The 23,272-nt window shown below is 70.7% G+C and carries 17 protein-coding genes and 4 pseudogenes; 12 read left to right on the top strand and 9 right to left on the bottom strand.

The window, feature by feature from the left end:
- Nucleotides 1–88 precede the first annotated feature (88 nt).
- A pseudogene (locus AB0N66_RS35270) lies at nucleotides 89–697 on the bottom strand (aminotransferase class I/II-fold pyridoxal phosphate-dependent enzyme); the annotation flags it as partial.
- 244 nt (nucleotides 698–941) lie between these two features.
- Here AB0N66_RS35270 and bioB point away from each other — a divergent pair.
- Genes bioB through bioD form a run of 3 tightly spaced genes read left to right on the top strand, consistent with a single transcriptional unit; the run spans nucleotide 942 to nucleotide 4,150 of the window.
- Nucleotides 942–2,129, top strand: coding sequence for a biotin synthase BioB (gene bioB, locus AB0N66_RS35275; RefSeq protein WP_365442778.1), 1,188 nt, complete (start codon nucleotides 942–944; stop codon nucleotides 2,127–2,129).
- On the top strand, nucleotides 2,122–3,432 hold the full coding sequence (locus AB0N66_RS35280; protein ID WP_365442780.1) for an adenosylmethionine--8-amino-7-oxononanoate transaminase: 1,311 nt from the start codon (nucleotides 2,122–2,124) through the stop codon (nucleotides 3,430–3,432). The genes bioB and AB0N66_RS35280 overlap by 8 nt, the downstream gene beginning before the upstream one ends.
- Nucleotide 3,433: 1 nt before the next feature.
- Complete coding sequence (bioD, locus tag AB0N66_RS35285; protein WP_365442782.1) at nucleotides 3,434–4,150, top strand: dethiobiotin synthase; 717 nt, start codon at nucleotides 3,434–3,436, stop codon at nucleotides 4,148–4,150.
- A 58-nt stretch (nucleotides 4,151–4,208) separates the two neighbouring features.
- Here bioD and AB0N66_RS35290 read toward each other — a convergent pair whose 3' ends face one another.
- Nucleotides 4,209–6,689: a LuxR C-terminal-related transcriptional regulator gene (locus AB0N66_RS35290; protein WP_365442951.1), complete on the bottom strand. Its 2,481-nt coding sequence runs from the start codon at nucleotides 6,687–6,689 to the stop codon at nucleotides 4,209–4,211.
- Nucleotides 6,690–6,939: 250 nt separating this feature from the next.
- Between AB0N66_RS35290 and AB0N66_RS35295 the strand changes: the two genes are divergently transcribed.
- Together AB0N66_RS35295 and AB0N66_RS35300 are read left to right on the top strand one after the other, a co-directional pair.
- The gene (locus tag AB0N66_RS35295; RefSeq protein WP_365442784.1) at nucleotides 6,940–7,623 is read left to right on the top strand and encodes an alpha/beta fold hydrolase; all 684 of its coding nucleotides are present in this window, start codon (nucleotides 6,940–6,942) and stop codon (nucleotides 7,621–7,623) included.
- 182 nt (nucleotides 7,624–7,805) lie between these two features.
- Nucleotides 7,806–8,516: a class I SAM-dependent methyltransferase gene (locus tag AB0N66_RS35300; protein WP_365442786.1), complete on the top strand. Its 711-nt coding sequence runs from the start codon at nucleotides 7,806–7,808 to the stop codon at nucleotides 8,514–8,516.
- A 43-nt stretch (nucleotides 8,517–8,559) separates the two neighbouring features.
- Here AB0N66_RS35300 and AB0N66_RS35305 read toward each other — a convergent pair whose 3' ends face one another.
- From AB0N66_RS35305 to AB0N66_RS35315, 3 genes are all read right to left on the bottom strand, one after another.
- Nucleotides 8,560–8,700 (bottom strand): hypothetical protein, encoded by a 141-nt coding sequence (locus tag AB0N66_RS35305; protein ID WP_365442788.1) that lies wholly within the window; start codon nucleotides 8,698–8,700, stop codon nucleotides 8,560–8,562.
- Between the two features lie 517 nt (nucleotides 8,701–9,217).
- Nucleotides 9,218–9,592: a fic family toxin-antitoxin system, toxin component gene (locus tag AB0N66_RS35310; protein WP_365442790.1), complete on the bottom strand. Its 375-nt coding sequence runs from the start codon at nucleotides 9,590–9,592 to the stop codon at nucleotides 9,218–9,220.
- Between the two features lie 4 nt (nucleotides 9,593–9,596).
- Nucleotides 9,597–9,872: a toxin-antitoxin system HicB family antitoxin gene (locus AB0N66_RS35315; RefSeq protein WP_365442792.1), complete on the bottom strand. Its 276-nt coding sequence runs from the start codon at nucleotides 9,870–9,872 to the stop codon at nucleotides 9,597–9,599.
- A 214-nt stretch (nucleotides 9,873–10,086) separates the two neighbouring features.
- Between AB0N66_RS35315 and AB0N66_RS35320 the strand changes: the two are divergent.
- The 6 genes and pseudogenes from AB0N66_RS35320 to AB0N66_RS35345 all read left to right on the top strand — a co-directional run.
- Nucleotides 10,087–10,842, top strand: a pseudogene (locus AB0N66_RS35320) (ABC transporter ATP-binding protein); the annotation flags it as partial.
- Nucleotides 10,843–11,191: 349 nt separating this feature from the next.
- Nucleotides 11,192–13,759 carry an ABC transporter permease gene (locus AB0N66_RS35325; protein ID WP_365442794.1) on the top strand — a complete coding sequence of 856 codons (2,568 nt, stop codon included), beginning with the start codon at nucleotides 11,192–11,194 and terminating at the stop codon, nucleotides 13,757–13,759.
- A 69-nt stretch (nucleotides 13,760–13,828) separates the two neighbouring features.
- Nucleotides 13,829–14,704: an LLM class F420-dependent oxidoreductase gene (locus AB0N66_RS35330; RefSeq protein WP_365442796.1), complete on the top strand. Its 876-nt coding sequence runs from the start codon at nucleotides 13,829–13,831 to the stop codon at nucleotides 14,702–14,704.
- Nucleotides 14,705–15,090: 386 nt separating this feature from the next.
- Nucleotides 15,091–15,753 carry a TetR family transcriptional regulator gene (locus tag AB0N66_RS35335; protein ID WP_365442798.1) on the top strand — a complete coding sequence of 221 codons (663 nt, stop codon included), beginning with the start codon at nucleotides 15,091–15,093 and terminating at the stop codon, nucleotides 15,751–15,753.
- Nucleotides 15,750–17,006, top strand: coding sequence for an MFS transporter (locus AB0N66_RS35340; RefSeq protein WP_365442799.1), 1,257 nt, complete (start codon nucleotides 15,750–15,752; stop codon nucleotides 17,004–17,006). Before AB0N66_RS35335 ends, AB0N66_RS35340 begins: the two co-directional genes overlap by 4 nt.
- 23 nt (nucleotides 17,007–17,029) lie before the next feature.
- Complete coding sequence (locus AB0N66_RS35345) at nucleotides 17,030–18,163, top strand: epoxide hydrolase family protein (protein WP_365442800.1); 1,134 nt, start codon at nucleotides 17,030–17,032, stop codon at nucleotides 18,161–18,163.
- A gap of 156 nt (nucleotides 18,164–18,319) precedes the next feature.
- Here the strand turns inward: AB0N66_RS35345 and AB0N66_RS35350 are convergent.
- Nucleotides 18,320–18,487 (bottom strand): annotated as a pseudogene (locus AB0N66_RS35350) (NmrA family transcriptional regulator); the annotation flags it as partial.
- Nucleotides 18,488–18,493: 6 nt separating this feature from the next.
- Here AB0N66_RS35350 and AB0N66_RS35355 point away from each other — a divergent pair.
- A pseudogene (locus tag AB0N66_RS35355) lies at nucleotides 18,494–18,783 on the top strand (LysR family transcriptional regulator); the annotation flags it as partial.
- A gap of 142 nt (nucleotides 18,784–18,925) precedes the next feature.
- Here the strand turns inward: AB0N66_RS35355 and AB0N66_RS35360 are convergent.
- The 3 genes from AB0N66_RS35360 to AB0N66_RS35370 are packed head-to-tail and all read right to left on the bottom strand — an operon-like array spanning nucleotide 18,926 to nucleotide 23,253.
- Entirely contained in the window at nucleotides 18,926–20,749 is a 1,824-nt protein-coding gene (locus AB0N66_RS35360) for a hypothetical protein (protein ID WP_365442802.1), read from the bottom strand.
- Entirely contained in the window at nucleotides 20,721–21,143 is a 423-nt protein-coding gene (locus AB0N66_RS35365) for a hypothetical protein (RefSeq protein ID WP_365442804.1), read from the bottom strand. The genes AB0N66_RS35360 and AB0N66_RS35365 overlap by 29 nt, the downstream gene beginning before the upstream one ends.
- A 13-nt stretch (nucleotides 21,144–21,156) precedes the next feature.
- Nucleotides 21,157–23,253 (bottom strand): AAA family ATPase, encoded by a 2,097-nt coding sequence (locus AB0N66_RS35370; protein ID WP_365442805.1) that lies wholly within the window; start codon nucleotides 23,251–23,253, stop codon nucleotides 21,157–21,159.
- Nucleotides 23,254–23,272: the final 19 nt, after the last annotated feature.

Raw genomic sequence — 23,272 nt, forward strand, 5'->3', positions numbered from 1 at the left:
GGCTACTGCCTCTCGGTAAAATAGTGGGATCGCGTATTTAACTGTCGCGGATTCGCTAGTCGCTTGATGGCGTTCTTGAGGGACAGACGTCGCCCAGCACCCCGAGCCCGTGCGCGTCGTCAACGATCAGCCCGGCCTCGAACTCCCGGCAGGCGGCGGCGAGATCGGCCAGCGGCGCCGCGTCCCCGTCCACCGAGAACACCGCGTCGGAGACGGCGACGGCGGGCCCTTTGTGGGTGCCGAGCGCCTTGCGCACGGCGTCTGGGTCGGTGTGCGCGACGACCTGGGTGGTGCCGCGGGCCAGTCGGCAGCCGTCGATCAGCGAGGCGTGGTTGCCCGCGTCCGAGACGACGAGGGAGCCGTGCGGCGCGAGCGCGGTGACGGCTGCGAGGTTGGCCGCGTATCCGGAGGAGAAGACGAGCGCGGACTCGAAGCCGCAGAAGTCCGCCAGCTCGCGTTCGAGTTCGCCGTGGAGTTCGGTGGTCCCGGTGACGAGCCGGGAGCCGGTTGCTCCGCCGCCCCACTTTCGCGCGGCTGCCGCGGCGCCCTCGGTGATCTCCGGATGGCGGGCGAGGCCGAGGTAGTCGTTGCTCGCGAGATCGAGCAGCGGGGAGTCGGCGGGGCGCGGGCGCAGGGTGCGGACGAGTCCGGCCCGACGGCGCGCCCCCGCCTGCTCGTCGATCCAGCCGAACGCCATGGGTCCTCCTCCGGACCGGAGGAACGGGGGTTGTGCCGCCGGTGTGCTTGTGAGCCGTGTGTTCTCGTTGGCTGCGTCTTCTTGCGAGCCGTGCGTTTTGTGAGCCGTGGTTTTTGTAGGCAGTGCACAGACCCTAGCGGCCGTCCCAGCCACCCAGGATGTGGCAATACCCACACCTCGAACCACGTCTGTTGTGCAAACTCTCCTTGGCCGCGAGTGGTCGCATACGCCAGGATCGGGCCTCATGGACCTGCTGAACACGCTGGTGGACAAGGGGCTTCGGCGCGAGCTGCCGACCCGCGACGAAGCTCTGGCCGTGCTGGCCACCTCCGACGACGACGTGCTCGACGTGGTGGCCGCGGCCGGAAAGGTGCGCCGGCACTGGTTCGGCCGACGAGTGAAACTCAACTACCTGGTCAACCTCAAGTCGGGTCTGTGCCCCGAGGACTGTTCGTACTGCTCGCAGCGGCTGGGGTCGAAGGCCGAGATCCTCAAGTACACCTGGCTCAAGCCGGACGAGGCCTCCAAGGCCGCAGCCGCCGGCCTGGCCGGCGGCGCCAAGCGGGTCTGCCTGGTGGCCAGCGGACGCGGTCCGACCGACCGTGACGTGGACCGGGTCTCCGACACGATCAAGGCCATCAAGGCCGGGAACGAGAACGTCGAGGTGTGCGCCTGCCTCGGCCTGCTGGGCGACGGCCAGGCCGAGCGGCTGCGCGAGGCGGGCGCGGACGCGTACAACCACAACCTCAACACGTCCGAGGGGACGTACGGGGACATCACGACCACCCATACGTACGCCGACCGGGTGGACACCGTACAGAAGGCGCACGCGGCGGGTCTGTCCGCCTGCTCGGGCCTGATCGCGGGCATGGGCGAGAGCGACGAGGACCTCGTCGACGTCGTCTACGCGCTGCGCGAGCTGGACCCCGACTCCGTTCCGGTGAACTTCCTGATCCCGTTCGAGGGCACCCCGCTCGCCAAGGAGTGGAATCTGACGCCCCAGAGGTGTCTGCGGATCCTGGCGATGGTCCGGTTCGTCTGCCCGGACGTCGAGGTCCGTATCGCCGGTGGCCGCGAGGTCCACCTCCGCACGATGCAGCCGCTGGCCCTGCACCTCGCCAACTCGATCTTCCTCGGCGACTACCTCACCAGCGAGGGCCAGGCCGGCAAGGCCGACCTGGACATGATCGCGGACGCCGGGTTCGAGGTGGAGGGCGCGGGGGAGGTGACCCTGCCGGAGCACCGGGTTGCCGACGGCGGGGGGTGTGGCTCGCACGAGGGCGGGGGCGCTGGCGCTGGCGCTGGCGCGTGCGGTTCCGCTTCGGCTTCGGCTTCGGCTTCGGCTTCCGCGGGAACGCCCGCTGAGGCGCGTACGGACCTCGTTGCCGTACGCCGTCGAGGTGCCGGAACGGATCTCGCGCCCAATGCCTGACCTGCCTGTGTCCGGGTCCAGGTCCACGCCCGGGTCCGTACGCGAGCTGCTCGATCTCGACCGGCGGCACGTCTGGCATCCGTACGGGCCCATGCCGGGCCGGCAGGAACCGCTCGTCGTGGAGTCGGCGAGCGGGGTACGGCTGCGGATGGCGGACGGCTCGGGCGAACTGATCGACGGCATGTCGTCCTGGTGGTCGGCCATCCACGGCTACAACCACCCGGTGCTCAACGACGCGGCGCGCGGCCAGCTGGAGCGCATGAGCCATGTCATGTTCGGCGGGCTGACCCACGAGCCCGCCGTACGGCTGGCGAAGCGCCTTGTCGACATCTCGCCCGAGGGGCTTGACCACGTCTTCCTCTCCGACTCCGGTTCGGTCTCGGTCGAGGTCGCCGTCAAGATGTGCCTCCAGCACTGGCGCTCGCTCGGCCGCCCCGCCAAGCAACGCCTGCTGACCTGGCGCGGCGGGTACCACGGGGACACCTGGCAGCCGATGTCCGTATGCGATCCCGAGGGCGGGATGCACGAGCTGTGGCAGGGCGTGCTGCCGCGGCAGATCTTCGCGGACGCACCTCCAGCCGCGTACGAGGAGTCGTACGCGGAGCAGCTGCGCTCGCTCATCGAGCGGCACGCCGACGAGCTGGCCGCGGTGATCGTCGAGCCGGTGGTGCAGGGCGCGGGCGGGATGCGGTTCCACTCCCCCGCGTATCTGCGGGTGCTGCGCGAGGCGTGCGACGCGCACGACGTGCTGCTCGTCTTCGACGAGATCGCGACCGGCTTCGGGCGCACGGGCACGCTGTTCGCGGCGGAGCACGCGGGTGTGACACCCGACGTGATGTGCGTCGGCAAGGCGCTGACCGGCGGCTATCTGACGATGGCGGCGACGCTCTGTACGACGCGGGTCGCGGACGGGATCTCGCGGGGCGAGGTCCCGGTGTTGGCCCACGGGCCCACGTTCATGGGCAATCCGCTGGCCGCCGCCGTGGCCTGCGCCTCGATCGACCTGCTGCTCGGGCAGGACTGGCGGACCGAGGTGAAGCGGATCGAGGCGGGCCTGAGGGAGGGTCTTGAGCCCGCTCTCGATCTGCCAGGTGTCCGGGATGTACGTGTCCTGGGGGCGATCGGCGTCGTCCAGCTCGACCACGAGGTGGACATGAGGGCGGCGACACGAGCCGCCGTCAGCGAGGGCGTCTGGCTACGGCCGTTCCGCGACCTCGTCTACACAATGCCGCCGTACGTCACCGGCGACGCGGACCTGGCACGGATCACGCGCGCGGTGTGCGCGGCGGCACGGGAAGGGTGACATGACGATCCTGGTGATCACAGGGACGGGCACGGAGGTCGGCAAGACGATCACCACCGCGGCCGTCGCCGCCACGGCTTTCGCGGCTGGGCGGTCCGTGGCCGTGCTCAAGCCCGCGCAGACCGGCGTACGTCCGGACGAGCGCGGTGACGCCGACGAGGTGGCCCGGCTCGCCGGCGCCGTGACCACCCTCGAACTCGCCCGCTATCCCGAGCCGTTGGCGCCCGCGACGGCCGCGCGGCGGTCCGGTCTCGCGCCGGTGCGGCCCCACGAGGTGGCGGACGCGGCGGCCAAGCTGGCCACCGAGCACGACCTGGTGCTGGTGGAGGGAGCAGGCGGACTGCTCGTACGGTTCGACGACGAGGGCGGAACGCTGGCGGACGCGGCACGGCTGCTGGCGGCGCCGGTGCTGGTGGTCGCTTCGGCGGGGCTGGGCACCTTGAACACGACAGAGCTGACGGCACGTGAACTGCGGTTCCGGGGACTGGACTTCGCGGGTGTGCTGATCGGCGGCTGGCCCAACGAGCCCGACCTGGCGTCCCGTTGCAACCTCGCGGACCTTCCAGTGGTGGCGGGAGCTCCGCTGCTCGGTGCGGTACCGGAGGGCGTGGGGGCACTTGATCCCGCTGACTTCCGTGCGGGGGCGCCGAGTTGGCTCGCGCCAAGGCTGGGCGGAAGCTGGGACGCGGCCACTCATAACGCCAGGTGCACCCCATAGGGGCGCGGGGAACTGCGCGACCAGCCACGAACAACCCGCAGCCCACGAACCACACCAGTCACCCCTCCCCAATCAACCGCACCAATTCGATTCGCGATCGGATACCCAATCGGGCGAAGACACCCCGCAGATGGTGGTCGATCGTCCGCGGGCTGAGCAGCAACCTGGCAGCGATCTCCCGGTTGGTGGCCCCCTCCGCAGCCATGCGGGCCACCATGAGCTGCTGGGCGGTCAGCCGGGCGGCAAGATCGTCGCCGCCCCGCGTGGGCGAGGCGGGCTCCCCCAGAGCGCGAAGCTCCGCCCGGGCCTGCGCAGCACACCGCGGCGACCCGAAGTGCTCGAACGCTTCGAGGGCGCTGTGCAGCCGGTCGCGTGCCTCCGTACGGTGCCTCAGTCGTCGTAGCGCACCGCCGAACAGCAGCTCCGTGCGGGCCCGTTCGAAGTCACGGGTGCCGACGGAGTGCAGGTCGAGGGCGGCGCGGTAGTGCTCGACGGCTTCGGGGCCGGAGGCCAGGAGGGCGTGGCAGCGGGCGCTGAGGGCCAGGTCGTCGGCGCTGCGGATCGTGCGGGCCCAGCGGTCGTAGTCGGCGTGGGCGGCCCGGGCGACCCGGGTGTCGCCGCTGCGGACGGCCGCCTCGACGTAGAGCGGGGTCGCGAGGTGACGGATGGCGCGGTGCCCGTGGCCCGGTCCGAAACCGGCGAGCGCACGCAGCCGGGCCGCGGAGGCGGCGAACCTGCCGGCGCCGAGGTCGAGGAAGGCGAGCGCGAACAGGGCCAGCGCGGCGGGCAGGCCCAGCCCACGGGCCAGGGCGTAGGAGCGGGCGGCCTCGGCGCGCTCCCGGCATACGTCCTCGTCACCGGTGAGGGCGGCGAACATGGCCAGGGCGGCCTGGAGATGACAGGCCCCGTTGTCCTGACCTGTGGCGTACGCCTGGCGGAGCGCGTCGAGTGTGTCGGCCTCCGCGGCACGGGAACGGCCGGTCCAGAACTCGGCGTACGCCCTGAATTCCATCGCCTGCGGCACGGTCACGGTCTCACCCCTGGCGCGGGCCGAGGCCGCGGCCCGCACGGCGGCGGAGGCGGCTCGCGTGTGGTCGCCGAGGAGCAGTGCCGCGATCCCGGCGTGAATGAGCAAAGTGGGGTCTCCACCGGGTCCGCACCGCCCGGCTGCCGCTTCGAGCAGGTCCCGCGCGTCCTCGTAGCGCCCCTCGAAGGCGGCGGCCAGTCCGCCCAGCGTGCCGGGCGGCACGATCCCGAGCCGGTCGGCGACGGCGGCCGCCTCCCGGCACCGGCGCAGATCTCCGGTGTAGATGGCGGCTTCGGTGACCCGGGCGAGGAGGTGAACGACGGCGGCACCCTGTGCGGGGCGGGCCTCGACAGTCGGCCGATCCCTGTCAGGTCTTCGAAAGCCGGTCCCCAGACGATCGGCGTCCACCGGTGGCTCGTCGTAGAGCACAGGGCCGGTATCGGCAGCTGACAGCTCACCGACCATGCCGGCCACGCCCACCGGCAGCCCGCCGACGGCGTCGTGCACACCAGGCGTGACGCGGGCGGAGGCCTCCGCCGACCCACCACCAGAACCCCCGGCGGCGGGACCGTCGTCAGGCACACGCCGGCCCGCCAAGCGACCGCCCTCGCCGGCGACACGGACGGAAGCCTCCTCCAACCCACCACCAGGACCGCCGTCAGCCGCACGCCGGTCCGCCGCGCGAGCGCCCTCGCCAGCGGCCGCACTCCCCGATACCGCACCGTTGGCCCCGCTCGCCCCCTGCCCCGCGCAGCGGACCGCCGCCGTGAGGAGTGCGTCGAACGCGTCGGTCGCGTTGCCCGCGCGCAGGGCCAGCAGGCCGCTGAGCGCGTCGTCGGTGGTGGACGCGGCGAGGCGGCGGGCGCGGTCGGTGTCGCCGGAGTGCCAGGCGTCGGTGGCCGCGCGGGCGAGCAGGTGGGTGCGGTCGCGCGGATCGGGCGTCAGCACGGCGGCGCGCTCCAAAAGGGCGCAGGCGAGGGCGTGTTCGCGCGCGGCGCGCGCCAGGTCGGCGGCCACTCGGAGCCGCGCGGCCAGCCTTCGGCTGGGGCCGAGCGCGGCGGCGCCGTGGTGCCAGGCGCGGCGCGGCTCCTCGCCCTCGCCGCGCAGGACACGCGCCAGCAGCTGGTGGACCTCGCGCCGGTCCGACGGACGGACCGTCTCGTACGCGGCGATCCGGGTCCACGCGTCGCGGAAGACGATCCCGTCGGCCGTGGCATGAGCCAGCCCGGCCGCCTCGGCGGCGTCGAGGGACCGGGTGTCGAGCCCGGCCGCGGTGACGGCGCGCAGGTAGGCGCGGGTGGTCACCGGGTGCTGGTCGGCCGCCGCGAGGAGCAGGAGGAAGCGGGTGCTGTCCGGCAGGGCGCGGACTTCATGGCGGTACGCGCGCAGCAGCGCGGGCGGCCGCTCCGGGAGCGGTTCCAGACCGGTCAGTTGACGCTCGGTCAGTACCGAGGCGAGTTCCGCGGCCGCGTGCCGGTCGCCGTGCGCGGCGCGCAGCACCCGTACGCGCACGCCTTCGGAAAGTGAGGGGCCGAGCCGGGACTGCGGGGCGAGTCCGCGCTGGGCCGGGTCAGGATGCTGCCATGCGGGCGTGCGGGACGGTGGCGAAGTGGGCGGGCGAGGTGGAGGGTTCACCGGGGTCACCACATGTATGACGTTACTGGCGGGTTAACTGACAAGTAAAGACTGGCGAGTTCACCGATGCGCCGCGCGTAGACCCCGGCTGACACTCCTGATTACCCCACCCGACTCAGGAGGCACCATGCAAACCCGCATGCGTCGCATCGCCGCGTTCTTCTCCACCGCGGCCGCAGCGCTCCTTCTGTCACTCTCCCTCACCGCGCCCGCACAGGCCGCGACCCACAACCCCGTGATCTTCGTCCACGGGCTGAGCAGTTCGGCGAGCAGCTGGGACGACTGGATCGCCGACTTCAAGGCCGACGGCTACACCACTTCCGAGCTGTACGCGTGGTCGTACAGCTGGGGACAGTCGAACGTCACGACCGCCCAGCAACTCGCCACCAAGGTCCAGAGCGTGCTCGCGCAGACCGGCGCGTCCAAGGTCGACCTGGTCGCCCACTCCATGGGCCCGCTCAGCTCCCGCTACTACCTCAAGAACCTCGGTGGAACGGCGTACGTGGACGACTTCGTCTCGGTCGCCGGGACGAACCACGGCACGAGCCTCGCCGGGTGGTGCGCGTGGCTCTACACGTCCTGTGCCCAGATGAACACCGGCAGTTCGTTCCTGACCGCCTTGAACTCGGGTGACGAGACACCGGGCAGCGTTTCCTACGCCAGCTACTGGTCGAACTGCGACGAGTACCTCGACCCGGACAGCACCGCGCTTCTGAACGGCGCCACGAATGTGGGAGTCGGCTGCATCGGGCACACCGACACGAACAACGACTACGGCGTCTACACGCAGGTGCGCGACTTCATCGCCTGACGCACCTGGCACACCTGACACACCTGACGCATCGGAACAGCCCGAGCGTCCCGAGTAGCCGGAGCAGCCACCGGAGTGCCCCCACTGTGTGGTCCCTGCACGGCCGGGATCACACAGCGGGGGTGCGACAGACCGGTACGGGGGACAATCGCGGTAAGACCCGTCCTCCTGGGAGGTCCGTCATGCCGCTCCGGTCCGCCAGCTCCGGCAAGGTGTCGCGGGACCCCGTGCGCCATCCACTGTTCGCCCGCTACTACGCCCGTGTCAGCGTCGCCGCCGAGACACGGATGGGCATGGGCGGCGTACGCGACCGACTGCTCGCCGGGCTCTCGGGGCGGGTCATCGAGATCGGCGCGGGCAACGGTCTGAACTTCGCGCACTATCCGGGCACTGTCTCGGAGGTCGTCGCCATCGAACCCGAGCGGCAGTTGCGGCAGTTGGCGGTCGAGGCGGCCCTGCGCGCCGCGGTGCCCGTCGATGTGGCGCCGGGCACCGCGGAGGCGCTGCCGGTCAAGAGTGAGGCCTTCGACTCCGCCGTGGTCTGCCTGGTGCTGTGCAGCGTGCGCGATGTGCCGCGAACCCTCGCCGAACTGCGTCGCGTGCTGCGGCCCGGGGGCACCCTGCGGTTCTTCGAGCACGGCAGGGGCGGCGGGCGCTCGATGACGTACGCCCAGCGCGGTCTGGACCGCACGGTGTGGCCGCGGCTCAACGGCGGCTGCCATCTGGCGCGCGACCCGATCGCCGCGTTGCGGGACGCCGGGTTCGAACTGGGCCCGTACAGGCGGATGTTGATGCCCGAGAAGGGACCGCGACTGCCCACCTCGTACTGCGTACTGGGCACCGCCCGCCGCCCCGGCGCCGGGGAGGACGAAGCCCCGGCCGATCCCTCTTAGGCTCCGCCGAGGCCTCACGGGCTCGCCGACCGGGCAGTCCGGATCAGTCCTGATAGGCGTGAACGGCCTGGTGCGGCAGGCGACTGTCGAGAGTCGCGAGCATCTCCGCACCGCAGCAGGGGTCCCGCAGGTACATGGCCCGTAGCGCCGAGGCCGGTTCGTCGCTGACGTTTTCGTCCGTCACGACGCGGTGAGCGGTGCGGTCGCGGAAACGCGCCGACCGTCACCAGCACAGCGGTCATGGAGACGGCATCAAGCTTTGTGCGCATGGGGTGGGAGGAACCTTCACAGAAGAATGGGCGGCTCGACGCGACGTGTGAGCTCAAGACGCGATGTGAGTCGCTGCTTCGAGCTCGACGCCGTCGCGACGCCACAACGCGACCCCATGACGGGCGGTTCAGCCCTCTGCCCGTGACGCGCGGACCGGCCTGTCTTCGACTGCGAGGGTTCCTGGACCTGGCGCGGAAGCCCATGGAGGACCTGGCCGGCCTTTTGGGGCGCCTGGCCCCGGCGAGGCCGCCGCGGAACGCGCGTCACGGCTTTCACCACCTCAACTGCGACCACAAGCGGGAATTCGGCCGCACTGCGAGCGGCAAGGCACCGAAAACGTCCCGCCTACGAAGAAATGCGTCCGCCGGAGCGGCGCCGTTCTGCGCAACGGCGAGAATGAAGGGCCGATCCCTCATTGCCCCGCCGAAGCCTCACAGGCTCCACTGACGGAGTTCCTGGGCGATGTCGTGCACGGTCGCGTCGCCGCCCTTCACCAGGCGGGCGAGTTCACGCACCTGCTCGGGGGAGGTGACGACCTTGAGGCCGCTGGCGACGAGATAGCCGTAGGCGACGGCCGAGGCGAACATCGCGTTGGAGCGTTCCAGCGCGGGTACGTGCAGCAGGAGTTGGAGCAGCGCGGCGGCGCGGGCGTGCGGGCTGTCGTAGACGGGAATGCCGAATATCTCCGCCTCGTGCCGGCTGACGGCGGCGACGAGGGCTCCCCAATCGGTGACCTGGGGGTCTCCGGGCGTCTGATGTTCGGCGATCATGAGGAGCCAGGCAAGGTCGACTCTGAGACTGCTCAAGGGATCAACGACGACCTTCGCGCGCGCTTTCGTGGTGGCCGGCCCGGTCGACCGGTCGGCTGCCTTCACGGTCCGTGCCGAACTCGTCGGCGAAGACGGATTCGTACTGCTTCATGAAGTCGGCGGCGGCGTCGACGAAGGTGTGGCCGACTTCCCCGGTGTCCTGTCTGACCAGTTCTTCGATGTAGCGGTTCACGCTCATCCCGCGTTCGAGGGCTCGTTCGCGGGCGGCCCTGGCCGTACCCTCGTCCACCCGTACGTTCAGCTGAGTCTTCGCCATACCTCGAAGCTAGCGCCAAATCGCTAGCACGGGCAAGAGGGCATCCGGCACGGATGCGCCATCGCGGGGTGGAGATTGCCCCTTACACGGATATCAGGGGCACGACCTGGGGCGGAGAGGTCCCGGCACCTCGGGGGGATACCGGGTGTGCCCAGGATCACACTAGGCTCGCCGCGACAAGGGAGTCGGGACGTCCATCACTGAGGAGGCGGCCTTGTCCACACCTGCTGCGGAGCACGTCGTCGGCCGGGCGGAGGCCGAGGGGACGGCCGCTCGCGCCCGAGGTCTGACCAAGGCGTACGGCTCGGGCGAGACGACCGTGCTCGCCCTCGACTCGGTCGACGTCGACATCGCGCGTGGCCGTTTCACCGCGGTCATGGGTCCGTCGGGCTCGGGGAAATCCACCCTCATGCACTGCCTGGCGGGGCTCGACACCGTCTCGGCCGGACAGGTGTGGCTCGGCGACACCGAGATAACCGGGCTGAAGGACCGCGAGCTGACCCGGCTGCGGCGGGACCGGATCGGCTTCATGTTCCAGTCGTTCAACCTGATCCCGACACTGAACGCGGCCGAGAACATCACCCTGCCCATGGACATCGCGGGCCAGAAGCCCGACCAGAAGTTGCTGGACCAGGTCATCGACACGCTCGGCCTGCGGGACCGGCTCAAGCACCGGCCGTCCCAGCTGTCGGGCGGCCAGCAGCAGCGCGTGGCCTGCGCCCGCGCGCTCGCCTCGCGCCCCGAGCTGATATTCGCGGACGAGCCGACCGGCAACCTCGACTCCCGCGCGGGCCTCGAAGTCCTCGGCTTCCTGCGCGAGGCGGTCGACACACTGGGCCAGACCGTCGTCATGGTCACGCACGATCCGAGCGCTGCCGCCCACTCCGACCTGGTGCTCTTCCTCGGGGACGGACGGATCGTGGACGAGATCGAACGGCCGACGGCGGATGCGGTGCTGGAGCGATTGCGCGACTTCACGGGGGGACAGGGACGCCATCAGACGCCCGGTCCCGACGCGACCCCGGTGCCCCTCGACGACGGAGGCGGCACGGGTGGCACGACTTCTGAGGGCAGCTCCGGTAGTACGACTTCTGACGGCAGCTCCGGCGGTACGCCTCCTGACGTCAGCTCCGGTGGCGTGACCACCGACGGCGACACCGGGCCCGTATCCACTGCCCCCGACGGTGACACCAGTCCCGTGGCCACCGGCACCGGCACCGGCGCCAGGCCTGAACCCACCAACGCCGACACCGACGCCGGTCACCCAACGGCCGACGGCGACTCCCGCGACGTAACCCTCGACAAGGACTGAGGCGGTCGTGCTCAAGGCGACACTGCGGAGCTTTCTCGCGCACAAGGGGCGGTTGCTCCTCTCGGCGCTGGCGGTCGTGCTGTCCGTGGCGTTCGTCGCGGGCAGCCTCATCTTCTCGGACACGGTCACCCGCACCTTCGACCGGCTCTTCGCCTCCACTTCCGCCGATGTGACGGTGGGCCCCAAGGACGATCTCAACTCCCAGATCCCGTCCGGGGCCGCCGAGACCGTGCCCGCCTCGCTGGCCGGCCGCATCGCGGAGGTCAACGGGGTCGAGTCCACCCACGCGGACGCGTCCGTCGAGAACATCACGATCGTCGACAGCAAGAACGAGTCGGTCGGCCCGACCACGGGCGCCCCCACCATCGCCACCGACTGGTACCTCACCGACCGCAGCCCGGTGAAGCTGACCTCCGGCCGCGCACCGGAAGGGGCCAGCGAGGCGCTGCTCGACGCGGACACCGCCGAGAGCAAGGACGTGGGCATCGGCGACACCTTGACCGTGCTCGCGCAGCCCGGCACGTTCAAGGTGGAGATCGTCGGCATCGCCACCTTCACCACCACCAACCCCGGTGCCGCGCTGGTGTTCCTGGACAGCCGGACCGCGCCGGACCAGCTGCTCGGGAGTCCCGACGCCGCCACCAGCATCTCGGTGGACGCGGCCCCGGGTGTCACCGACGCCGTACTGAAGCAGCGCATCGCCACCGAACTCGGCACCGGAACCTACGACTTGAAGACGGCAGACGAGCAGGCCGAGGACGCCGCCGCCCAACTCGGCGGATTCCTGGACGTCATCAAGTACGTCATGCTCGGCTTCGCCGGAATCGCCGTGCTTGTGGGCGTCTTCCTGATCGTCAACACCTTCTCGATGCTGATCGCCCAACGCACCCGCGAACTGGGCCTGTTGCGCGCACTCGGCGCCGACCGCCGTCAGGTGCGCCGGTCGGTGCTGACCGAGGCGCTTCTCCTCGGTCTGGTGGGCTCCACGCTCGGCCTGGCCGCGGGAATCGGGCTGGCGGCCGGACTGATCGAGCTCATGGGCGCGTTCGGCATGAACCTCAAATCCACCGAGATGGTGATCGGGGTGGTGACTCCTGTCGCGGCGTACGTCGTCGGGGTCGGCGTCACCTTCGTGGCGGCCTATCTCCCGGCGCGGCGCGCGTCGGGTGTCTCCCCCATGGCGGCGCTGGCGGACGCCGAAGTCGCCGGTGTGGGACGGCCGTTGCGGGTGCGTGCGGTGGTCGGTTCGGTCGTCGGGGCGGCCGGCGCCGCCGCGCTCGCGGGATGTGCCGCGTCGTCGAGCACCGCGACCTCGTCCTCCCTGCTGGGACTTGGCGTCGTCCTGACGCTCATCGCGACGGTGATCGCGGGTCCGCTGCTGGTGCGGCCGGTGATCCGGGTCCTCGGCGGGGCCTTCCCCGCCCTGTTCGGCTCGGTCGGCCGGATGAGCCAGCGCAACGCGCTGCGCAATCCGCGCCGCACGGGCGCCACCGCGGCCGCCCTGATGGTGGGTCTCGCCCTGGTCGGCGGGATGTCCGTGGCGAGCGCGTCGATGTCCAAGTCGTTCGACGAGCAGATCGACAAGACACTGGGCGCCGACTTCGTGATCCAGAACAGCAACTTCGTACCGTTCTCGCAGGAGGTCACCGACAAGGTGCGCGGCACGGAGGGCGCCGGGCTCGTCGTCCGCCAACGCTTCTCACCGGTCGCGGTGCGGCTGCCGGACGGCAAGCGGATCGAGACGACCGCCACGGCCTACGATCCGCGGCTCGACGACGTCGCCCACATCACGTACGCCCAAGGGGACAGCGCGGCCGCACTCGGCGACGGGAACATCGCCATGGACGCGGACTTCGCGAAGGACCACGACGTCACCGTCGGCAGCACGATCCCCGTCGAGTTCCCCGCCGGACGGAACACCGAACTGACGGTGGCGGCGCTCACCGACCAGGACGGCTCCGGCGGGTTCGGAATGCAGGGCGGGCTGGTCTTCGGCTTCGCCACCATCGAGAAGTACGTGCCGGGCGGTCAGGACTCCGCGCTGTACGTGAACGCGGCCTCGGGCACCGGCGCCGACACGCTGCGCTCGAACCTGGACAAGACGCTCGATCCGTATCCGCAGGTGCAGGTACGCGACCTGGCCGACTACAAGAAGCTGGTCCACGACCAGATCGCCGTGCTGCTCTACCTCGTGTACGCGCTGCTCGGGCTCGCGATCGTCATCGCGGTGCTCGGCGTGGTCAACACCCTTGCCCTGTCGGTCGTGGAGCGCACCCGCGAGATCGGGCTGCTGCGCGCCATCGGGCTCTCCCGGCGTCAGCTGCGCCGGATGATCCGGCTCGAGTCGGTGGTGATCGCCGTGTTCGGCGCGATCCTCGGCCTGGCGCTCGGCCTGGTCTGGGGCGTCTGTGTGCAACAGGTGCTGGCCCTTCAGGGCATGAAGGCGTTCGCCGTTCCGTGGACGACGATCATCGCGGTGGTGATCGGTTCGGCGCTCGTGGGCATCGTGGCGGCGCTGCTGCCGGCGCTGCGCGCGTCCCGTATGAATGTGCTGGCAGCCATCGCGCACGAGTGATGTACTCCCGTCGAGTCGCCCATGGCAGTGCCCTACTCTCGTCAAGTTGCCCATTTCTGAGGAGAGTTCATGCCGCGCCCCTTCCGTTTTGGCGTCAACCTGATGAACCCCGCCCCCGTCGAGGAGTGGCGCGAGAAGTGCCGCCGGGCCGAACAGCTCGGCTACGACGTGATCCTGGTCCCCGACCATCTCGGCATGCCCGCGCCGTTCCCGGCTCTGGTGGCCGCCGCCGAGGCGACCCAGCGGCCCCGCGTCGGCACCTTCGTGCTCAACGCGGGCTTCTGGAATCCCACACTGCTGGCCCGCGAGGTGGCCACCACGGACGCGCTGACGGGCGGCCGCCTCGAACTAGGGCTCGGCACCGGCTACATCCAGGCGGAGCACGACGCCGCGGGCCTTCCGTACGGCTCCCCGCGTGAGCGGGTGGACCATCTCCTGCGTACGGTCGAGGAGTTGGAGCGACTGCTCGGCCCGGCCGACCTCCCGCACTCCCGGGTACCGCTGCTGATCGGCGGCAACGGCGACCGGATGCTGCGGCTCACCGCCGAGCACGCCGACATCGCGGCGTTCGCGGGTGCGCGGTTGGTGCCCGGCAGTACGACGGGGACGCTGGACCCGCTCACGGCGGAGGAGCTGGACGAGCGGGTGGCGGCGTACCAGCGCCTGGCGGCGGGCCGCAAGGAATCCGCCGAACTGAACGTGCTCATCCAGATGGTCGCTGTCACCGACGACCGCGAGGCCGCGGTGCGGGAACTACTCCCCCGCCTGCCCCGTCTGACCCTGGAACAGGTCCTGCACCTTCCCATCCTCCTGGTCGGCACGGCGGAACAGATCACCGCGCAAGTGCGGGCACAGCGGGAGCGGTACGGGTTCTCGTATCTGACCGTCCTGGAGCCGTACATGGAAGCCTTCGGAACGGTGATCGAGGCACTGCGCGGGGAGTGAACCCGCCGAACCCGCCGGCCTCTTTCAGCATGACGAGGAGGTCGACGACCTCGAAGTAGCGGTCCCAGAAGGGGGTTTCGTGCAGTGCGCCGCCGGGCGACCGCCGACGCTGATCCGGGCGGCCGCTGGCGGGGCTTGGATCGCGTGGTGGTTGCGGATGCGGATGGTGAGTGCGCCCAAGCGGAAGTCGCAGTGCTTCCTTCGGCCGGGCGGACTGAGGCGGGCGTGAGGGTAGCCGTCTGGACCGCAGACGATGGCGAGCGGCCGGTCTGTGCGGGATGCCGTAGGTGCAGGACGGCGTAGGCGAGAGTGTGCTGCCGCGTCGTGGTGGCGATGAGCATCCGTTGATTTGTACATCTGTTCTTAAGGCTTATACGTTTGTACGCATGCTGCACATCGAACCGCCGTCGGCGGACCCTTCCGAAGGTGAAACGGCCAAGAAGATGGCCGGTGGCGAGCACCGGACCTCGGCCGAATCGGGCGGCGGGCGGCGACGGACCCGTCGCAACGACCCCGGCCGCAAGACACACATCCTGGACGCCACCCTCGACGTCATTGCGGATCTTGGGGTGGCGGGGACGACGCATCGGCACATCGCTGCCCGGGCCGGCGTGCCGCTCGGGTCGATCACCTACCACTTCGCCAGCTTGACCGATCTCCAGGCGCAGGCGTTCGCCCGGTATGTCGAATTGCAGTCCAAGGTGTTCAAGAATCTGTTCGAGGATGTCAATACGCGCGAGGAATTCGTCAATGTCCTGGTCGATCTCGTCCACGGAGGTCCTGCCAGACACCGCAGTGCGGTCCTCGGCTTCGAGCTGCACCTGGCGGCCCTCCGCAACCCCGGACTGCGAGCCCTGACGCAGGCATGGACGGAGGACAGCCGCACCGTTCTGGCCCGTTTCGCCGACCCGGACAGCGCCGCCCGCCTGGACTCCCTTCTTGAGGGAATGATCATGCATGCGCTGCTCACAACTGCGCCGGAGTCGCGCCGGAGGACGCGCGAGGCGATCGACCGGACGCTCGGCCCAGCCGGTCGGCCGGGATCGTGACCGGAGCGTCCGCCGCCGTCCCGGCGGCCCCGACAGCGCGGGAGGTGACGGCGGGTGCGAGGGCGACCTACGCGGTCTTCGCCGGTCTGGGCCTTGCCGGGTCGACCTGGTCCTCCCGGCTCCCCGAGGTCCGCACGCGGCTGAATCTCGACTCGGCATCACTGGGACTCCTGCTGCTCACCATCGCCGTCGGCGGCGTGATCGTGCTGCCTCTGTCGGGGACGGTCGTCACACGCGTCGGCCCCCGCCGGGCCGTCACCGTCGTCGCCCTGCTCGTCAGCGCCAGCCTCGGCGTCATCTCACTCGGATACGCCCTCTCGGCACCCCTGTTGGTGACCGGGCTGTTCCTGCTCGGCGCGGCTACGGGTTTCTGGGACGTCGCGATGACCGTGCACGCCGCGGCGGTCGAACGACTGCTCGGCCGTCCCGTCATGCCGCGCTTCTTCGCCGCGTTCAGCCTCGGCACGGTCGCCGGTGCCGCGGTCGGTGTGCTGATGACCGAGCTGCGGGTTCCGGTAAGCATCCACCTGGCCGCGGTCGCAGCGGTCATCGCCGGGGCGGTACCCGCGGCGGCACGGCACTTCCTTCCGGAGCACGCCGTGCGCCCCATCGCAGTGCCACCGCCGGTGAAAATATTCGGCCCGGGTCTGGGCGCGTGGCGAGAACCGCGCACCGTGGCGGTCGGGCTCGTCGCACTGGCCTTCGCGGTCGCGGAAGGGGCGGGCAGCAACTGGGTCAGCGTCTCGGTCGTCGACCGTCACCACGTCACCGCCACGATCGGCACGCTGGCGTACGCCTCCTTCCTCACCGCGCTCACCGCCGGCCGCTGGCTCGGGCCGGCGGTCCTCCACCAGTTCGGACGAGTCACCGTCCTTCGGACCGCCGCCGCCGTCACCGCCACCGGCGTCGCCCTTTTCGCGCTGGGGCCGTCCACCGGACTGGCGTTCGCGGGAAGCCTGCTCTGGGGAATGGGCGCGGCGCTCGGCTTTCCGGTCAGCATGAGCGCCGGGGCCGACGAGCCCGCTCGTGCCGCCGGCCGGGTCAGCGTCATCACCTCGATCGGATACTGCGGCTTCGTCGGCGGACCGCCTCTCATCGGTTTCCTCGGAAACCGGACCACTGTCGGGCATGCCCTGCTCGTCATCGCGATCCTCATGGCCCTGTCCGCTGTGATCGCCGGGACCACCCGCCGGTCCCCCGCCAGCCGCACACAGAGCGGCTCCGACACCCAGGCACGTACCGCTGTCATGTGAGAACGAACCCCTTGGAGACCCCCATGACCCGCCACGCGCCCGCGATCACCGTTCCCGAGGCCGAACTGGACGAGCTGCGCTCACGGCTGCTCAACACACGCTGGCCGATCCCCTGGCCCGCCACAGGCTGGGAGGCCGGCACCGACTCCGGCGAACTGCGCCGCCTCGTCACCTACTGGGCCTCCGAATACGACTGGCGTGCCCACGAAGCCACCATCAACGCCCTGCCGTCCCATCTCGCAGATATCGACGGAACCCCCGTCCACTACCTCCGCTTCGACGGCGAACATCCCGCCGCCCTGCCGATCGTCCTGACCAACGGGTGGCCCAGTTCCTTTCTCGAGCTGACCACCCTTGCCCGTCGGCTGGCCACGCCGTCGCGGTACGGGGGTGACGCCGCCGACGCGTTCACCGTCGTTGTCCCCTCACTGCCCGGATTCGCCTTCTCACCTCAACGGCCCTCGCTCGCCCAGCCGCCGCAGACACATGAGATCTGGCACCGGCTCATGCACGACGAACTCGGCTTCGAGCGCTACGTCGCGCACGGGGGCGACCTGGGTGCCGGCATCACCTCCCGGCTCGGCGAAGCCCACCCCGAGACCGTGGTGGGCATCCATCTGATGGCGATCGCCGGCCCGGTCGCCTATGACGCGGCCGGTGTCACCCCCGAGGAGCAGGAGTACCTCGATTCCCTCGCGACGTGGTCCGCGCAAGAGGGCGGGTACATGCACCAACAGAGCACCCGCCCCTTCACGCTGAGCTACGGTCTGGCCGACTCGCCGACCGGGTTGCTCGCCTGGATCGTCGAGAAGTACCGGGCGTGGAGCGACTGCGGTGGTGACCTGTCGTCCCGGTTCAGCGACGACTTCCTCCTCACACAGGCGTCGCTCTACTGGTTCACCGGCACCATCTCGACCTCCTTCCGGCCCTACTACGAATACGCCCAGCGGCTGACGAGGCGGGTGGAGCGGGTCAACGTGCCCACGGCCCTCGCTCTGTTCCCGGCCGACCTCACCCAGCCGCCCCGCAGCTGGGCCGAGCGCACGCACAACATCACGAGGTACACCCGCATGCCCCGTGGCGGACACTTCGCCGCCCACGAAGAACCCGAACTCCTCGCGCACGACCTCACCGAGTTCTTCCGCGCACACCGGTGAACACCGGAACCCGTGAGAGTTCCTGAGCCTCGACACCAACGAGCATGAACGCCGTGACCGGGGGCGGTCTCCTCGGTGGGCATCAGGGCGCCTCCCAAGGTGTAGGTCGTCTTGGTGCGCTGGGCACCGTATGTTCCGGCGACGGGTGGTTGGCCCTCAGGAGAGGACGGCGGGCTTGAGGGTCTGGGCGCACCACTGTTCGAAGCTGGTGGGTGAGGCGGTGTTCGGGGTGCGGGCGACGCCGGCGTCGAGGCCTTCGTCCTAGGCTCGCTTCATGTCGACGACGCCCTGGACGAATGCCTCGTTGAGGCCGTAGCCGACGAGGGGGGTGTACACCGGCGGGTCAGCGTCGTCCTCCCCAGCCATCTGGCCGCAATGACCCTCGCCACCGGGAGCGACATCGCCTGCCTCGTGCCTGCCGCACCCCCGGCGCCGCACCCTCACCCCTCGCCGACGACGCCACCGCCCTCGGACTGCGCCTCCTCGACATCCCCCTTGGACTGCCACCACTGACCATCGGCATGGCCTGGCACCCCCGACACACAGCCGACGGAGCCCACCACTGGCTCCGCAACACCATCCGCCGAACCCTCCGCACACCCGGAAGCCCAACCACATGATCTGACCGAGGCACCCACACCGGCTACTGCCTGACGAAAGCCATAGAGGCACCTTTTAGCCGCCCGGGAGGCGTGCCGGTGGGCCCCACAAACAGTGGAGGTCCTCCCACCGCCCGCCTCGCAGACCGGCGTTCGCGAAGGCTCACAACACCGCGGCCACCATCCCGACCAGTCTCATCGCCTCCCGGAGGTAGCCCCGCCCGGCGTCGGGTTCCGGCGGCGGCGGGCGGTGCTCGCGGGCGACCGCGACCGCCTCGAAGACGGTTGCGCCTTCCTCCGGGTCCAACTCGGCTGCGAGGACGGCGTCCGCACCCGTCTCCCGCCAGCCCGATGCCAGGTGCAGATAGCGGCACGCCGTTACGGACAGATGCTGTGCCATGTAGGCCGTACGCAGCGTGTCCGCGGGCGGGATGGGTGGGCCGGTGAGCCTGTCCCACAGCGTGTCGGCCGCCTGGCGGCACCACGCGCGGCCTTCGGCTGCCAGAGCGGCCTGGGTCGGCCAGGCGATCTCCGGCAGTCGGCCGAGCACCACCCGGCCCTCGGCGGACAGGCGGCACGCCGCCAGCCCCGAGGGCGCGTCGACGACGTGTACGCGGAGTGCGGGCAGGTCCCGCCGCAACGCCCGGACCACGTCCACCCATTCGTCCGGTGCCGCGGGGCTGATGACCGTGACGTCCACCGGGCTGAACCTGGTCCGAGCCTGCGGCGTGAGGACGCTTCCGGTCAGCGCGACCGCCTCCGGGCGCAGTTCCCGCTCGGTGAACCAGTCGGCCAGCCAGGCCGCCACGTCGTCGGCCGGCAGGTCGAGGCCGACCTCGGACTGCGGAGGGTTGGTGGGCTGTCCGTCGGACGCAGGCCAGTGCGGGCCCTTGTGCTGGGCGAACCGCACCTCGGCGGTCAGGCCGAGTGCGGCTCGCAACGGGCGCGCGGCCCGCTCCTGGTCCGCCGGAGTCAGCGGTGCGTCGGCGCTGTAGTCCATGCGGACGCGGCCCGGTCCCTCGGCGCTGAGCGCTAGGCGTCTCACCGGCAGGGCGCCCAGCGTCTCCAGGAAGCGGCTCAGCTCCACCGGCTGTCCCGAGGTGGTGAGCAGGTGCCGGGGCGAGCGGATGCTCGTCAGCTCGAGCCGTGGCCCCGGGTGTGGGCAGCCGCAGTCGGCGGGCAGCCAGCGTGCCTGGTCTCCGGTGCGATAACGCAGCAACGGCATGGCCCTGTTGGTCAGCGGCGTCAGGACCACCTCACCGTCGACGATCTCGCCGTACACGCTCTCCGGCTCCAGGTGGTAGCCGCCGTCCGGGCACTCCGATCCGGCCATGCCGACCTCCGCCAGCGTGTACAGGCTGCTCACCGGGCAGTGCAGGCCGGCACCGATGATCGCGCGCGCCCGCGCGTCCAGCGTCTCGCCGGACACGATCACGCCGGCCGGTGCCGCGTCCGCCCGGGCGGCCAGCAGTTCCAGAACGGCGGGTTTGCCGGTCAGCACCTTTCCGTCCAGCCGGCGGATCGCCCGCCGGAACTCCGGGTCGGGGCACTGCCACACCCTGGCCAGATTCCACTTGCTCAGCCTCCGCCCGTCGCCCCACGGCGCCGCCATCGCCTGCGAGGGCCCGGGTGCGTGCAGTGTCAGGTGGACGATCCCTGCGCCCTTCGGCACCCCCAGCCGGTCCGCGTGCCGGGTGAGCAGCGTGAACTCCAGCTCCTGCGGCGGATGGTCGAAGACAACGGTCAGCGGTTCGCCGGTGGTACCGGAGGTGTGGGTCGAGCGCCAGCCCTGTGTCGAGCCGTCGAGGGCGTGCAGGCGGTGGCCCGCCGCACGCACCGTCTTCCGGTCCAGCGGCGCAAGAGCCGTCAGCACGTGGTACGGGTCGTCGCCGAGCGGGATGCGGCCGTCGTAGAACGGCACGTGCTCGCGGGCGTGCGCGAGCAGCGCGGTCAGCCGCTCAGTGGTCGAAGACGGTGATGAGGTCAATGTGGATCTGCCGGATGACTTCGTCGAACGCCTGCTGCTCCAGCCCGTTGGCGGCCCAGAATCCAGCCAGCCCCTCCTCGGCCTCGGCCATGCCTTGCTTGCTGTACAACGCTTGGGCGCGCACGTCGAGTACGGCCAGGATCGACGTGAGATAGCGCGGGTCGAGCTCCTCGTCCGGCCAGGCGGCCCGGAGCCGTGCGGCCAGATCGTCCAACTCGCTGCGGGAACGTGGATAACTGGTCGGCCACACCCAGTACATCCGCAGCGCACGCTCGTACTTCCTCAGCAGCCGCCGGACCGTACGCGGCAGCCCGGGATCGTCCCGGTAGTTCACCGGGTTGATGCCGGGCGTCCAGGTCGGTCCCGTACCACGCTGTCGCCACCGCAGCAGCATCGCCAGCCTCCACTCATCCGTCGGTCGCTCGCTCGAACCTTCTGATCATCGACGCCGCCAGGTCGGTGACCCTGCCGTCGTGGTTGGGCCCTGCCAGTACCTCCCGGGCCAGTTCCAGCGCGCGGGCCCGGTCGCCGTCGGCGAAGGCGATCTCGGCGTAGGCCAGGTTCGCCCGGGGCAGCCCTGCGGCATAGCGGTCGGCAGTCATCCCCTGGACCGCCTGCTCGACACGCTCTCGCGCCGCCGTCGTCCGGCCCGCCCGCAGATCCAGCATCGCCAGGTTCACCAGGGAGTCCCAGGAGTACTTGGACTTCGCCGGAGCATGGTCGATGGCCGTACGGAACGCCTCCCGCGCCAGTCTGACCCTGCCCAACGCCTGGTAGGTGTGCCCGAGTTGTTTGTACACCGTGGCCAGCAGGGCGGGGTCGCCGAGCGCCTCGGCCAGGTCGCGGCTGCGTTCGAAGGCCACCTTCGCCGCCTGTGCGTCACCGCGGGTCAGCGCGAGGAGGCCGTGTTGTGTGGCCAGCCGTACCTGGGCGACACCCTCGCCCTCACCCACCCGCGACGCCACCGTCTCCACCAGCGCCGCGGCCTCCCCCGGCTCGCCCAGCTGAGTGAGCTTGCGGCCCAGCCGGAGCCGCAACTCCAGGGCCAGGTCCTCGTCCCGGCCGTCGGCCACGCGGATACCGACCCTCAGCAGCATCAGGAACGCGCTCCAGTGCCCCTGCCTGTTCAGTGCGTCCAGGACCGACCGGTCGCACAGTTTCAGGAGCTGCGCCCATCCCTCCAGCTGGCTCAGGTTGTGCGCCGCAGCGGCCATCACCTGGCCGGTCCCGGCCAAGTCTGAGCCTGCTGCCACCCGGCTGCGGGCCTCCGCGAGGAGTGCGTCACTCACCTGTTCACACAGCTCTTCGGCCTCCGGTCCGCCCAACCCGCTGAGCCCGGCGACCACCAGAGCGGGTAGTTCGACCGTGGGCTGCACCCGGTCGATCAGTGCTCGCCGCAGCAGTACGTCCAGCGCGTCCCGCAACCCGGGCGCGCCCGCGGAGCGGGCGAGCAGCTCGGTGAGGCCGCAGCCCCGGAACAGGGCGGCCAGCAACAGCACTTGCCGGGTCTCCGGGTCCAGCGTGGCCATCGCGTGCGCGACCAGTTGCGCATCGGAGGTGGCGCTTGTCGGCAGCAGTTCGAGCGGACGGTCCCGGAGGTAGCCGAGTGTGATGGCAAGGGAGCGGGGGGAGCTGCGGATCTCGTCGGGCAGCCTGTCCAGCAGCTCGTCCAGGTCGGTGTCGAGCCCCAGCTCGGCCGCGAGGTTCCGGGCGAGTTCGCGGTATTCGTTCGGAGTCAGCTCAGGCACCCGCAGTCCCTCCGCAGGCAGCCGCGACGTCGGCGCCTCGTCGGAGGCGGCCAGTACCCGGACCCCTTCCACCCCGTTCAGCGCGTCCAGGAGCTCCCGCCGGGTGTCGGGAGCGGCCCGGTGCAGGTCGTCGACCAGTACCAGCACGCCGAGCCCACGTAACTCCACGGCCAGCCGGCGCAACAGCGCCGCCCGCGGCGACTGTTGTAGCACCGCCTCGTCCAAGTCCCGGCCGAACCCGGCCAGGAAGCCGTTCAGCTGCGACACCACGAACCCCGAGTCGTCCTCGGCCCGATAGCCTTCGAAGGTCAGAGCGACGCCGTATTTGATCTCGCCGATCAGCTCACGGGCCGCCTGCGCAACGATCGTGGTCTTGCCCGACCCGGGCAGACCGTAGACGACGGTGGCCCGCGTGCCGGAGCGGACCCGCTCCGCAGCAGCCGCCACCAGCGCCTCGCGCCGCCACGACCCGCCCCCGCGATCGATCAGGAGCACGGCGTCCGCGAGTCTGCGTCCCCGCGTTTCGGTTCTGCGTGCACGGCTCACGTCGTCGACGTAGGTCAGCTGGACCCACGCCAGCACGACCGCGAAGAATCCCGTGCAGGCCAGAACCGGCCACGGCCGGGCCGCGATCCAGGCCAGCGGCCCGGGAAGAGGGGCGCTCGTGGCGATGTTCAGAACCGTCGGCAGCACAATCAAGGTCAGGACCAGCCCGGCGCCGACAACCAGGGCCCGCACAGCCCGATGAGACGTCATGCCCCTCCTGTACGGATGC

It is taken from the genome of Streptomyces sp. NPDC093544 (assembly GCF_040683495.1).
In the GTDB taxonomy this organism is placed as follows: Bacteria; Actinomycetota; Actinomycetes; order Streptomycetales; family Streptomycetaceae; genus Streptomyces.